Origin of the sequence: Citrobacter sp. ANG330 (assembly GCF_047467925.1) — a bacterium.
GTDB classification, from domain to species: Bacteria; Pseudomonadota; Gammaproteobacteria; order Enterobacterales; family Enterobacteriaceae; genus Citrobacter_A; species Citrobacter_A amalonaticus_G.
In genome coordinates this window covers 466,181-479,111 of sequence record NZ_JASJUI010000001.1, presented here as the reverse complement: position 1 = coordinate 479,111, position 12,931 = coordinate 466,181, and the positions used below count along the sequence as shown (strand labels likewise).

Genomic DNA, 12,931 nt, shown 5'->3' with positions numbered 1-12,931 from the left:
GCTGTAGCAACATAGGGGTAAATTCTCTGACAACAGATAGTTACCCGTCACTATGCAATTTAATATTCCAACGTTGCTTACGCTGTTTCGCGTCATACTTATCCCATTCTTTGTCGTGGTGTTTTATCTGCCATTCACCTGGGCACCATTCGTTGCCGCGCTGATCTTCTGTATCGCTGCGGTGACCGACTGGTTTGACGGCTTTCTGGCGCGTCGCTGGAATCAGAGTACGCGTTTTGGCGCGTTTCTCGACCCGGTTGCAGATAAAGTTCTGGTGGCGATTGCGATGGTGCTGGTGACCGAGCACTATCACAGTTGGTGGGTGACACTGCCTGCGGCCACGATGATCGCACGGGAAATCATCATCTCTGCTTTGCGTGAATGGATGGCGGAACTGGGCAAGCGTAGCAGTGTAGCGGTCTCCTGGATAGGCAAAGTCAAAACCACCTCGCAAATGGCGGCGCTGGCCTGGCTGCTGTGGCGTCCAAACATCTGGGTAGAGTACGCGGGTATAGCGCTGTTCTTCGTCGCTGCCGTGCTGACGCTATGGTCGATGTTTCAGTATCTGAACGCCGCACGCGGAGATTTGCTTGATCAGTGATCGTTTCGCCGTAAATTTCAGCAAACGAGCGTCAGTGGCGAAAAATATCGTTGACTCATTGCGTCAGGTAAGTAGAATGCAACGCATCGAACGGCAGCTCAGATTGCCAGACGACAGTAAAATCAAGTGATTAACGATTTACTTGATGATGCGGGAATAGCTCAGTTGGTAGAGCACGACCTTGCCAAGGTCGGGGTCGCGAGTTCGAGTCTCGTTTCCCGCTCCAGTTTAAGACATCGGCATTTGCGGGTGTCCGTCGCAAGACAAAGATTTAAGGCGCGTTAGCAAAGCGGTTATGTAGCGGATTGCAAATCCGTCTAGTCCGGTTCGACTCCGGAACGCGCCTCCACTTTCTTCCCGAGCCCGGATGGTGGAATCGGTAGACACAAGGGATTTAAAATCCCTCGGCGTTCGCGCTGTGCGGGTTCAAGTCCCGCTCCGGGTACCATGGGAAAAAGCAGAATAATCAAAGCAATAAGCAGTGTCGTGAAACCACCTACGGGTGGTTTTTTTGTGTCTGAAATTCCATTTCCTGAAATCCTTCCTGACAGAAAACGTTATCTTGACCGCAAACAACCGGAACAATTTTGATTTTTCCGTATACTGATCTCCTGTCTGCCGATTCGCAGTGAGGCGAAATCATGTTAAGCAACGAAGCTCTGTGTAAAAGGGAAGAACTCATCAGGAATTATGCGAGCAATATAGATTTTGTGCTTAACACGCCGCTTCATGAGCAAAGACGAATATGGGAAGAAGGGGCAATGAATGCGCCGTTACCCGAAAATATCAGCACAGAAATAATCGATGAAGAGGGAATTTCAGCGGAGTGGGTGCGACATTCGCAGGCCGAAAGCCGTAAAGTCATCCTGTATCTTCATGGCGGCGGTAACAGTCAGGGATCAAGCATCACACACCGGAAACTGGTTGCACATATTGTCCATTGTGCAAAAGTAAATGCTCTCACGCTCAACTACTCATTAGCGCCTGAAAATCCCTTTCCCGCCGGTTTGATGGATGCCAAATATGCCTGGCAATGGCTATTAGCGCAGGGGTATCGCCCTGATGAGATCATTCCTGGTGGTGACTCAAGCGGCGGTGGATTGGTTTTATCTCTGCTCCTGCTACTCAAAAGCGAAAATTCTCCATTGCCGCGGGCAGGTTTTTTGCTATCTCCTATGCTTGATTACACCTTATCGGGTGCCAGTATTTCCTCTTGTGCAGCGAAGGACCCGGTGATTTGTATTGAGGATCTGCGACAAACCGTTGCTTATTACTGTTCTGAAGCGGAAATAGCGAATCCCCTGGTATCACCCCTTTATGGCGATCTGACTGGGCTTCCCTCCCTTCTGATCCAAACCGGAAGCGAGGAATTACTTCTTGATGACTCGGTTCGCCTGGCAAAACAAGCCACAGAGGTCGGTGTTAACGTTCAAATAGAAGTCTGGAACGGCTTATGGCACGTATTCCAGTCATCCGCAGGTAAGATACCGGAAGCAAATAGCGCAATACGTCGAATTGCTTCTTTTATTCATTCTCAGCCGCTTGAAACAGTGTAGATGAGATACCTGACAAGGCGCGTTAATATAATGCGCAACAGAGATATAATCGGGGCTGCGAAAACCAGGAATAATCCAGTCTCTATTTAACAAGTAAATGATAAAAATAACATGACATCTTTACAAATAAATAATCCTATACATTTGGTATTTTTCTGACTATATTTGACACGGGTGATTTCTATTTTTCTACTTTAAGTAGATGAAATCATCTGATGTCACGAGAGTATTTTATCATTCAAAATGAAGCCATTATTCTGAAACGTACAGTTTTGGTGGCTTTCTGTGCATCTAATTTTATATTCTACCGGTTTCTACATGACACCCGAAAAACAATATTTCTTTTAAAAACAAAGAGGATTGTTGTCAGGAGTAATGGGATTTTAATAAATCGGAATAATGGGAATTGGATGCTGATTATCTTAATTAGCAAAGTGACACTCTGTTATTAAGAACCTGTAATGATGAAATATATCCTGGTGAAAAGGTAATGTTATTGTTTGATTTAAAATCATTAGCGGGGAAATGTTCTTTCTGGCTAGCGAAAATTTTTGCTGTGGCGCCGGGAATGAATGCGCTGGATTAGGAGGACAGACAAATGATTCAAGGGATATTGAAAAAGATATTATTAGCAGCTTCAGGTTGTACCGTTATAGTCGCTTTTCCTGTCTACACGGAAGAATTAGTCAGCCGGAATTACACCACCGGTATAAGCCAGATTTCTGCGGGTGATCATACCGTAACGGCGGGTGATGTGTTGCTGGATGCCAGCGGATATAGCGGGCTGTATTATTACCAGCGTTCTATACTCAATACAACTAATGGGAGGATGAATATTGATATTGCTCAGGGCAAGACTTTGAGCATTATAGGATTTAATGATAACCCTGTTGATAACAGTTCGGCGGTTTATGCCTGGAAAAGAGGGGCACTTAGCGGAACGATGACCTTCACCGGAGGCAATGTTGTTGTCAGCAATGTGGTTACAGGCAGCTATTCCAATATCTATGGACTCTTTGCCGGGCCTGGAGGGGTACTAAATTTTGAGAGCGACGGTGAAAATAAAATCAATCTCTCTGTGCTCGTGCCTCTTGTAGATGAGGTTTCTACGCACCGCCATGGTATTGGTCTTTATGAGGGGGAACTCAATTTTGACGGAGGGCAGTTTTACATCAATGTTGATGGCGATCCGGGGAGTTACTCGATTGACAGACGCATCGGGATACTGATATCCGGAGGCAGTTCATTGAACGTCAGGGCGGATAACATTCTGATTGATACAAATGAATCTGCAATCATGGTCGGGAGAAAAGCAGGATCGAGTGATTATCCGCAGGCCAATAATGTCGTCAACAGCGCAAATCTGGAAGCAAATTTCATCCATCTGAAAAGCAGCCAGGGTATTTTATCCAGAGTGGGTAGCGATTCCCTCACCCGCTCGCGTTTCACCTTCACCGGCACTACGCTCATTGAGGCCATTGTCCATGGAGGTATAGACAATCTTTTTGGTGACAATGTTGGGGGGGACATTCTTTCTGCTAACTCGACAGATTTTGTCTTTAACAGCGACACGACCCTGATTGGTGAAAACCTGACGCCACTTGGCACGAGTGCCGGATATGAACACGAATATCTTGGATGGGTAGATGGGCACTGGCTTATAGGCGTCGCGCTGATGGATACCTCATCATTAATCGCCAATGCGGATTTCAGCCTCCAGAGCAACGGGGGATATTACAACACGGGACTCTACGTGTGGGAAAGTCAGGCCCTCTTCAAAGGGAGAACGTCTGTTTCCGTATTGAACGGCGTGGACACAACCCGGGGTGTCTATCTTTATGGCAGTCCTGAAGAAACGACTTACGCTGAATTTCAGGACGACCTGACGGTTTCCACTTCAGGTTCTCAGGCGGAGTATATTTCCGGGATTGAAGTTCTTGCCGGAGGTAAAGCAGACATTCAGAAAGGGTTATTTATCAATGATAATCCGGCGATAACCTGGTCGCTATTCTCATCAGGCACTGGCAGCCAGATTGATGTGAACACCTCAGAAACCGGAACCGTTCAGGTTGACGGCGATATTGGTGCGACAAACGGCGGCACGCTGAATCTGACACTCAATAATGCCAACTCCTGGTTAACCGCGGCCAGTTATACCGCAACAACAACGTCGACCAGCCCTGGCGTCGTAGACATGAATATCACTAACGGTGCGGTATGGAACATGACCGGCAATTCGCATGTCACTAACCTGTCGCTGTCGGGCGGGCGCGTGAATATGCTGGCGCCGGGCAATACTGGCGCGTTTAAGTCTTTGACTGTGGAAGGCGATTATACCGGCGGTGGCACCCTGATGATGAACACGGTACTCGCTGGCGATAACTCCGCGACGGACAAACTCATCGTAGAGGGAAATACTTCCGGCCACACGCTGGTAGCAATCAATAATATTGGTGGCATGGGCGCGCAGACGGTCGAAGGGATTGAAATCGTCAATGTGGCAGGAAACTCCAGTGGGACTTTTGAGAAAGAAAGCCGCATTGTTGCCGGGGCATATGATTACAATGTGATCCGCCGCGGCAACAACTGGGTTTTAAGCAGCACTGTTGATCTGAGCGACCCGATTGACCCCATTGATCCGGGGGTGCCAGCTTCGCCAGAAATCCCGCAGGCACCGGTTCACCCTGGTGGTCCTTCACAGGTTCGCCCGGAATTTGGCAGTTATCTGGCGAATAACCTGGCTGCCAATACCCTGTTCATCTCGCGTTTGCACGATCGTCTGGGCGAAACGCAGTATACCGATGCGCTAACCGGTGAGAGTAAAACCACCAGCATGTGGTTACGTAACATAGGGAGTCATACGCGCTTTAACGACGATAGCGAACAGTTGAAAACCCAGAGCAATAGCTATGTGTTGCAACTTGGCGGCGATCTGGCGCAGTGGAGTTCGGATGGTCTTGACCGCTGGCATCTTGGGTTGATGGCGGGCTATGCCAACAGCCGTAGCCGCACCACGTCAACGTTAAACAACCATCATTCCCGTGGTACGGTCGACGGTTACAGTGTGGGTCTATATGGCACCTGGTATGCCAACGCACCTGATAAATCCGGAAGCTATGTGGACACCTGGATGCTCTATAACTGGTTTGATAACGCCGTCAATGGTCAGTATCAGGCAAGTGAAGAGTATAAATCCAAAGGGATTACGGCCGCGATTGAGGCGGGTTACAGCCTGAAGGTTGGCGAGAGCCAGAAATTAACCTACTGGATCCAACCGAAAGCACAGGCAGTCTGGATGGATGTGCAGGCGGACGATCATCGGGAACGCAATGGTACGCAAGTGAAAGCGGACACCACCGGCAATCTGATGACCAGTCTGGGCGCCAGAGCGTACATCAACCGTAAACCCACTGGCGAAGGGAACAAAATGGCAGACATCCAGCCATTTGTTGAAGCGAACTGGATCCACAACTCACACAGTCCACGAGTGACAATGGGCGAATTGCAAAATAATGTTCATGGCGTGAAAGACCTGGCTGAATTGAAAGTGGGTGTGGAAGGGCAAATCACCCCTCGATTGACCGTCTGGGGAAATGTCTCCGGGCAGGTGGGGAACGACAATTATCGTCATGCTCAGGGCATGGTAGGCGTGAAATACAACTGGTAAACAAGGGCCCGTTATTTTATGAGAAGGGAGAGGAGCAGGGGAAACCTGCTCCTTTTTCATTCGGGCCTGAATGGGGACTGTTCCAGCTAATCACAAAAAATCGGTCGTCCGTCTTCGTTTCAGAGGGTATCTTGAGAGAGTCGATGTTTACCTCCATCGTTACCATGAGAAAACGACCATGAAAAAAGACGTTCATCAGGTGAAGCTGTACCGACGTGTGGTGCCTGATGTGGAAATACTGTCGCTATATTCAGCGCGCGCATTCCCGCGCCATTCGCATGATCAATTCGGTATCGGGGTTTTCGCTCAGGGCAGTCAACGCTCATGGAGCAATATCGGCAATGTGAATGCGGTGACAGGGGATATCATCATGGTCAATCCCGGTGAAATTCACGACGGGATCCCAGCGGGTCCGCGAGGTTGGCATATGCTGTATATCAATCCTGATGTCTTTATAAATGAATGGAATAGCGACTTACCCACAGATGCGTTAATCCTGAAACCGGTGGTTCATGATCCTGTACTCGGTTTGATGATTCGGCAGTTTTTTCGCCAGTTGACGAACAACGAGTCGGATACGATGGCGCTTGAAGAGAGGATCCTGCGCTGTCTGATGCAGGCCGGAAAGCATCACACTCTGACTGCCACACGGGGTATCCCATACTCGTCGACGGTACGGCGGGTAAAAGAGTTCATTGATGATGCTCCAGAGGAGAACATGACATTGACAGGGTTAGCGACTCTGTGTGATATCTCCCGATTTCAGCTCATTCGCCGTTTTTCCAGGGAGGTGGGGATGACGCCGCATGCCTATCTTCTACAGTCCCGGGTCCGACTGGCAAAAAAACTGTTATCGCAGGGCAAGAAAACGGTTGATGTTGCAATAATGGCCGGTTTTACCGATCAGAGCCATCTCACTCATGCGTTTCAGAAGCAGACGGGCATCACACCGGGGCAATATCGCACCGCTGTGGTTGAGTAACCGTCTGCAATTTTCTACAAGATCTGCAGGCTTCTCCTGATAAACACTGACTCTCCTGTTATGTATTTACCAGAGATAATGCCATGCTAATCAACATCGAGTTCTTATTAACCTCTTTAATAGTGATTATTTCGCCGGGCACCGGCGCTATCTACACCATCGCGATGGGGCTATCGCGGGGTACAGCGATGAGTTTGCTGGCCGCCGTGGGATGTACGTTGGGGATTGTTCCGCACATGTTAGCCACTATAACGGGATTGGCTGCCATTTTCTACTCCAGTGAAATTGCGTTCACTCTCATCAAATATGCGGGTGTCGTGTGGCTGTTATATATGGCGTGGAATATCATGAAAGAGAAATCGATATTACAACCGGATGATTGCGACATTACTCAGTCAGGAGTAAAAGTGATCCTGCACGCGATATTTATCAATTTGTTAAATCCCAAGTTGTCATTGTTCTTTTTGGCCTTCCTTCCTCAGTTCATTCAAATCTCATCAACCGCACCCGCAACCGACATGCTGATATTGAGTTCGATATTCATGATAATGACGCTACTTGTGTTCATCTTTTATGGCGTGTTTTCATCCTTCATGCGCACGAAGGTATTAAACCACCCGATGATTTTGTCAGGATTACGGTTCCTGTTTTCATGTGGCTTTGTAAGTCTGGCAGTGAATTTATTTTTAACACAGCGCGGGTAATACCGGGTAATGTCAACGGCTTGCTATTTCTGTATGCCGCTTATTCCTGAGAGTGTTCTTGCGGTGTGCTTATTCATAACGCCGCAAGAACGCTCTGTAATATGATGGGGATATCATCGGTAAGCAATAGCGTCAAGTTGAAATAGCATTCCTGTTGCTCCGCCGCGATGAGCAAATTCAGTCTGAATGGATTTTCTGGCCGGAAATTTACCCTTGAAGCGCTGCTTCATGACGTTTTCCATCACCGGAATATCCCATACGTCCCGGAACAGCGCATCAATTTTCACGACTGACTCCAGTGTCAGGCCGATAGTGCTTAGCCTTTCACTCAGAACATCAAACGCGCCATTAATTTGTGCTTCAATGGGTTGCCCGATGTTTCCAACACAGTAACTCACAAAGACAAAATCGCCAGCCTCAACCATTCCGGCAAGCGCCCAGTCTTCATTTATTTCATACCTTGTTATCGTCGTCATAATGTATGTCATTATCCTTTAGTGTACATGGATTCGTTTCTGTCACCATACTAGCTTCAGACATTCACGTAATAAAGGGATATTTCAGGGATGAGAAATAAAAAAGGTCAAATGTCCTTAAAGACATTTTTATTATGTCTTCAAAATACGCCGTCGTGGCCATTGCCTTTCGCCAGAGGGGGTACTTCTTGATTCTGTTAATAGATTAATATTATTTTTAGCAAGTAACATTCTGTGTTAAGAATTAGCAAAGCATTTAAACTTCTTATCCTTAGTGAGAAACGTTGGATCCTTATCCCGGCGTCATTGCCGGAGACAGGCTAGCTCAGGACTGTATCACGCATCAATATTCCCTTAATATCATTTCATTGTGTGCTGATAACTTAATATTTTGCCATATCTCCATATAAATCATATGGTTATAAGCCTCACTTTCACCTGAGATGACTGATATATTTCATTTAAGGTCGTTTAAGGCTATTTAAAATGACAATTTAAGATATTTACAGCAATAATCAATATCACAAAGACGTAGCTGTCTTTATTGTATGGTTATTTGATTTTTTCAATTAATTTTCAGAAAAATATCACCAGGCGAAAGGAATCGGCAATGGCTGTGGAAACGATAAAAAATAATGTTGTAATAGATGAATTTACTATGCACTTTTAAATCCTGGAAATATCGCTGTTATGAGTGGAGCTAATGAATAATGTATATATTCTCACATGATCAGTACTTTACTTCTGGTCTGCGGCAAATCCTGTTCTTTACTGATCTTGCTAAATCGCATGATATTGTCGTTTTTGATCCGGGAGGGGGTAATGTTTATATTACAAACAGTATGGAATGTCTTCGTGCGGATACAATGGATACGCTTACGCATTTTACACAACTACGATGCTATTCATTGACCAGAAATGCGCCCTTAACGGAGTACTTTTACGTAATTGATCAGCTAAAACAGAATAAGCGCATTCCTATGCATACCCGGTCATTGTCGAACAGGGAACGGATAATCATTGAATATTATCTGGCGGGACTCGGAAAGCGTGCCATTGCACGAAACATGTTGCTCAGCGAGGGCGCTATCAGCAATAGTCAGTTAAGAGCGTTGCGAAAAATGAACATGAAAAATATTGCATTGTTTCTGCAGGTTATGCGCAACTGGTGCGTTTTCAGGGCCAAATATTCCTGTGAACGCAGTATCACATTTCTGCCATAGGTTTGCTTATCCTGCATTGATAGCCAGATACCCATCAGGAAAAATACCCCGGAGACGATACGTCGATGACAGCGTCTTTTGTCCAGTGAAAAGAAGTGACAAAGGCGTGATGTTATGTCATCAATCAGGTAGCCCTTGAAGATGGCAGCAATAAAAGCCACTTTAAAAGCGAAAAACATCATTGATATCTCAAATCTAATCGTGCCTTGAAAAACGACGCAGTAATAGCGTGTACGATACCGGTGATGAAGGACTATTTTAGGGGGATAACAGGATTTATCCAAAGGACATGGCGATGATATTGTACTTAATTAATGGAACAGTAGAGTTCAATCCGCAGACCCGAAGCCTGAAAAATCAATTAACTGGGGGTGTTGTTTATTTACAGCAACCCGCTACAGCATGTTTCCTTTATCTTATTGTGAATCAGGGGAGGGTTGTCGCGCAAAAAGAATTGGTAGGTGAAGGCTGGAAAGCGCGTGATGTTGTGACCCTGCCAAATACGTTTTATCAGACCATTTTAACATTGCGTAAGGCACTGGAAGAGATAGGTTTACCAAGAGACATGGTAAAAACTATTTCCCGTCAGGGATTAACACTGTCATCAACCATCGTGGTCGAGCCGATTCCTCTTCAGAATATGGCTGGATCTGAAAGTGCAGCAATCAAAACGGTGAGCATCGAAAAAGAATTATCCGAAAATACGCCAATGAAAAACTCCCGTTGGCTCGGTATTGGGAGCGTCTTTTTCTGTGCTGTGACGTTAATCAACTGCATTTTCATGTATCAAAATCGATTGAAAATGCCATTCCAGGACTTTGTGGCACTACCCATTAATAATAAGACAGACATGAACTGTCATGTTTATTACGAAGTGACGCAGCCGAACACAGATAATTATACTTCATTAATTAAAAAGCATCCGAATTTTTGTCAGGACAGTAATTATCTCTTTCTTTCTGGCTACGCAAAAATGGGGCGTGTTGCGGCATTTGTCTGTAATAAAGATGTCCGGTCTGACACAGATGCATTCTGCTCTTCTCATTTTTTCTGGAATCTAAGCCAATGAGTAAAAATACGGCAGCATCGCTTCTGATCGCGTTTTTCAGTACGACGCTTTTTTCCAGCGTTTTTTTGTTTTACCTGATTTTTAAGCCGTCATACCTGGATTGCATTGGTGATGCCGACTGGAATATTGACGATGCGCGCTTCGTCGGCACGGTTTCCTTCCAGATGCATAAGAAAGAGGGGTTGGCTGTGATTACGGGGAAAGTCGATGGAGAAACAGAGACGAATGTGAATCGGCTGGTCTATTTTAACTATACCCAGCAGTTCAGAACGCGAATTTTACATACGATACGCATTGTTAAAACCTTTTCCGATACCATTGATGATGAAAAACTCGAAGCGATACTCTCCCAATTTTATCTGAAGAAGGGAGGTGAGTTAACGCTGACTGTGGATGAATATCACTCAGCGTATATTTTTTCAGAAGCCAATGTGCCCTATCTGTATTGTAGAAAAAAAGGATAAGGAGTCTGAGTACCAGAGATGCGGTTTCCCACGCGGCAATCAGTATCCGTTTCCTCGCTCGCCATGTAAGATAGCCGCTGGCGAGAGTGTTTACCGAGGACAAGTATGATGAAAACGGGACCGTTAAACGAAAGTGAACTGGAGTGGCTGGATGATGTATTAACCAAGTACAACACCGAGCATGCCATTCTGGACGTAGCAGAACTGGATGGGCTGCTGACGGCTGTACTCAGTTCACCACGTGAAATTGAGCCAGAGCAGTGGTTGGTTGCCGTATGGGGTGGGGCGCAATATGTGCCGCGCTGGTCCTCTGAAAAAGAGATGACGCGTTTCATGAATCTCGCTTTCCAGCATATGGAGGATACCGCTGAGCGGTTGAATAATTTCCCGGAGCAGTTCGAGCCGCTGTTTGGTCTGCGTGAAATTGAAGGGAGTGAGATTACCATTGTAGAAGAGTGGTGCTTCGGCTACATGCGCGGCGTCGCGCTTTCCGACTGGTCTGCGTTACCCGATACCCTTAAACCCGCTCTGGACGCCATTGCGCTGCACGGTACGGAAGAGAATTTCGAGGTCGTTGAGAAACTGACCCCGGAAGCGTTTGAAGAAAGCGTTGAAGCAATTCGCCTTGCGGCGCTGGATCTCCATGCATACTGGATGGCGCACCCGCAGGAAGCACCGGTACAGGTGCCGGTGAAAGCGGAAGTGAAAGTCGGCCGCAACGATCCATGCCCGTGCGGAAGCGGAAAAAAATACAAGCAGTGCTGTCTGCACTGATCAGAAAGGGGCTGACGCCCCTTTTTCTTTATCCCACTTCAGGCAGCAACCCGGCGGCAATCAGAAATTGTACGCCAATCACCACAATGCCACAGGTAAACACCAACGCCAGGGCGGGAAGCCCGCCCCGCACGCGGTAACTCGCCTGCGAATTCTGTTTGCGGCTCTGCCATGCCAGCAGCGAAGGGATGATCAGCGCCAGTACAGCCAGCGCGACGCCGGCATAGCCCAGCGCCATGACAAAACCACGTGGATAGAAGAGGGCGAAGGCCAGCGGCGGCAGAAAGGTAATCGCGCCCGTTTGCAACCGGCCAGAGGCTGTATTGCGGCGCTGAAACAGATCGGCCAGATAATCGAACAGGCCCAGTGCGACGCCGAGGAAGGAAGTCGCCAGCGCCAGGTCAGCAAACAAATGTACCGCCAGCTCAACGTGCGGTGAGGCAACGACCTCCCGTAACGCCTGCAATAAACCATTCAACCCGGCATGATTTGCCAGCAATCCCATAAACGTTGTGGAGTTGATGCTACCGAGCGTCGCCAGTTGCCAGAAAATATAGGCCACTAACGGAATCGCGCTGCCGGTAATAAACACCCACCGCAGTTTGCGGATATTGCCTTCCATGTAGCTCACGATGCTGGGAACGCTGCCATGAAAGCCGAAAGAGGTAAAAATGACCGGGATAGCCGAAAGCGCCAGCCCCTGTTCTAGCGGCAGGGTCAGGAGATTGACTTTATGAATGTGCGGCATCAGCAGCGCCAACATCACCACCAGGAAAATAATCTTGGCGCTAAACAGAAAGCGGTTAAACAAATCGACCAGCGAGGTACCCACGCAGACGACGCCGCCGGCAACAAAGGTGAACAGTAATACTCCAGCGCTGGGAGACATTTCGCTTCCGGTCCAGTCGCTGATACTGGAGGCGAGTAACTCGCCTGCACCGCTGATATAGGCTGCGGTCAGCGCATACATCAGGAACATCATACTGAAGCCTGTGACCCACTGACCATAGCGTCCCAGGTAGCGTTTTGCCAGCGTGCCTAGCCCGGTATCGGCCGGGACATGTTGATAGACCTCAAGCAGCAACAGCGCGGTGTAGCACATCAATGCCCAAAGCCCAATGAGTAACGCAAAAGTGACGCCAAAACCGACCCCGGCAGCAGCCAGCGGCATCGCCAGCATCCCTGCGCCAATCGTGGTGCCCGCCACGATGAAAACACTTCCCAGAGTTCTATTCTTCACGCTTTACACTGTCCCAGAGATAAACAACGGTTAGATCTGCGGCGCAGGGTAAGGCATAACGCTATTTTCGTCAAATGACCGTTACATTGGATGTATAAAAATATTTACACTCTTGAATGAGACCAACCTGCGTTAACGCAAAACAGTGGATGTCGTATCGGCGTAGGCTACGCAT

At 47.5% G+C, this 12,931-nt stretch carries 11 protein-coding genes and 3 tRNA genes; 12 read left to right on the top strand and 2 right to left on the bottom strand.

The features are described from left to right. Positions 1–52 precede the first annotated feature (52 nt). The 8 genes from pgsA (at position 53) to QNN88_RS02380 (ending at position 7,510) form a co-directional block, all read left to right on the top strand. Positions 53–601, top strand: coding sequence for a CDP-diacylglycerol--glycerol-3-phosphate 3-phosphatidyltransferase (pgsA, locus tag QNN88_RS02415; protein WP_042318323.1), 549 nt, complete (start codon positions 53–55; stop codon positions 599–601). A 150-nt stretch (positions 602–751) separates the two neighbouring features. Continuing rightward, positions 752–827: transfer RNA gene (locus tag QNN88_RS02410), tRNA-Gly, on the top strand. 49 nt (positions 828–876) lie between these two features. Beyond that, positions 877–950 (top strand) — tRNA-Cys (locus QNN88_RS02405). A gap of 12 nt (positions 951–962) precedes the next feature. Beyond that, positions 963–1,049, top strand: a tRNA-Leu gene (locus QNN88_RS02400). A 193-nt stretch (positions 1,050–1,242) separates the two neighbouring features. Next, positions 1,243–2,157 carry an alpha/beta hydrolase fold domain-containing protein gene (locus QNN88_RS02395; RefSeq protein ID WP_414238813.1) on the top strand — a complete coding sequence of 305 codons (915 nt, stop codon included), beginning with the start codon at positions 1,243–1,245 and terminating at the stop codon, positions 2,155–2,157. An 859-nt stretch (positions 2,158–3,016) separates the two neighbouring features. Then, positions 3,017–5,824, top strand: a complete 2,808-nt coding sequence (locus QNN88_RS02390; RefSeq protein WP_414238812.1) for an autotransporter outer membrane beta-barrel domain-containing protein — start codon at positions 3,017–3,019, stop codon at positions 5,822–5,824. Positions 5,825–6,002: 178 nt separating this feature from the next. After that, positions 6,003–6,806, top strand: coding sequence for an AraC family ligand binding domain-containing protein (locus tag QNN88_RS02385; protein ID WP_414238811.1), 804 nt, complete (start codon positions 6,003–6,005; stop codon positions 6,804–6,806). Positions 6,807–6,889: 83 nt separating this feature from the next. Beyond that, entirely contained in the window at positions 6,890–7,510 is a 621-nt protein-coding gene (locus QNN88_RS02380) for a LysE family translocator (RefSeq protein WP_414238810.1), read from the top strand. Positions 7,511–7,623: 113 nt separating this feature from the next. Here QNN88_RS02380 and QNN88_RS02375 read toward each other — a convergent pair whose 3' ends face one another. Further along, complete coding sequence (locus QNN88_RS02375; protein ID WP_414238809.1) at positions 7,624–7,986, bottom strand: RidA family protein; 363 nt, start codon at positions 7,984–7,986, stop codon at positions 7,624–7,626. 710 nt (positions 7,987–8,696) lie between these two features. Here QNN88_RS02375 and QNN88_RS02370 point away from each other — a divergent pair. The 4 genes from QNN88_RS02370 to QNN88_RS02355 all read left to right on the top strand — a co-directional run bounded on the left by QNN88_RS02370 (position 8,697) and on the right by QNN88_RS02355 (position 11,516). Continuing rightward, complete coding sequence (locus tag QNN88_RS02370; RefSeq protein WP_414238808.1) at positions 8,697–9,209, top strand: LuxR C-terminal-related transcriptional regulator; 513 nt, start codon at positions 8,697–8,699, stop codon at positions 9,207–9,209. A gap of 295 nt (positions 9,210–9,504) precedes the next feature. Further along, positions 9,505–10,278, top strand: coding sequence for a winged helix-turn-helix domain-containing protein (locus QNN88_RS02365; RefSeq protein ID WP_414238807.1), 774 nt, complete (start codon positions 9,505–9,507; stop codon positions 10,276–10,278). Beyond that, positions 10,275–10,742: a hypothetical protein gene (locus tag QNN88_RS02360; protein ID WP_414238806.1), complete on the top strand. Its 468-nt coding sequence runs from the start codon at positions 10,275–10,277 to the stop codon at positions 10,740–10,742. The genes QNN88_RS02365 and QNN88_RS02360 overlap by 4 nt, the downstream gene beginning before the upstream one ends. 108 nt (positions 10,743–10,850) lie before the next feature. After that, positions 10,851–11,516, top strand: coding sequence for a YecA family protein (locus QNN88_RS02355; protein ID WP_414239339.1), 666 nt, complete (start codon positions 10,851–10,853; stop codon positions 11,514–11,516). A 28-nt stretch (positions 11,517–11,544) separates the two neighbouring features. Here the strand turns inward: QNN88_RS02355 and tyrP are convergent, their stop codons facing one another. Then, the gene (gene tyrP / locus QNN88_RS02350; protein WP_414238805.1) at positions 11,545–12,696 is read right to left on the bottom strand and encodes a tyrosine transporter TyrP; all 1,152 of its coding nucleotides are present in this window, start codon (positions 12,694–12,696) and stop codon (positions 11,545–11,547) included. Between the last annotated feature and the right edge of the window lie 235 nt (positions 12,697–12,931).

Bases quoted from the DNA above. Each gene is read 5' to 3' on its own strand.
- pgsA (WP_042318323.1), top strand. From the start codon at position 53: ATGCAATTTAATATTCCAACGTTGCTTACGCTGTTTCGCGTCATACTT.
- QNN88_RS02395 (WP_414238813.1), top strand. From the start codon at position 1,243: ATGTTAAGCAACGAAGCTCTGTGTAAAAGGGAAGAACTCATCAGGAAT.
- QNN88_RS02385 (WP_414238811.1), top strand. From the start codon at position 6,003: ATGAAAAAAGACGTTCATCAGGTGAAGCTGTACCGACGTGTGGTGCCT.
- QNN88_RS02380 (WP_414238810.1), top strand. From the start codon at position 6,890: ATGCTAATCAACATCGAGTTCTTATTAACCTCTTTAATAGTGATTATT.
- QNN88_RS02375 (WP_414238809.1), bottom strand. From the start codon at position 7,986: ATGACGACGATAACAAGGTATGAAATAAATGAAGACTGGGCGCTTGCC.
- QNN88_RS02370 (WP_414238808.1), top strand. From the start codon at position 8,697: ATGTATATATTCTCACATGATCAGTACTTTACTTCTGGTCTGCGGCAA.
- QNN88_RS02365 (WP_414238807.1), top strand. From the start codon at position 9,505: ATGATATTGTACTTAATTAATGGAACAGTAGAGTTCAATCCGCAGACC.
- QNN88_RS02360 (WP_414238806.1), top strand. From the start codon at position 10,275: ATGAGTAAAAATACGGCAGCATCGCTTCTGATCGCGTTTTTCAGTACG.
- QNN88_RS02355 (WP_414239339.1), top strand. From the start codon at position 10,851: ATGAAAACGGGACCGTTAAACGAAAGTGAACTGGAGTGGCTGGATGAT.
- tyrP (WP_414238805.1), bottom strand. From the start codon at position 12,696: ATGCTGGCGATGCCGCTGGCTGCTGCCGGGGTCGGTTTTGGCGTCACT.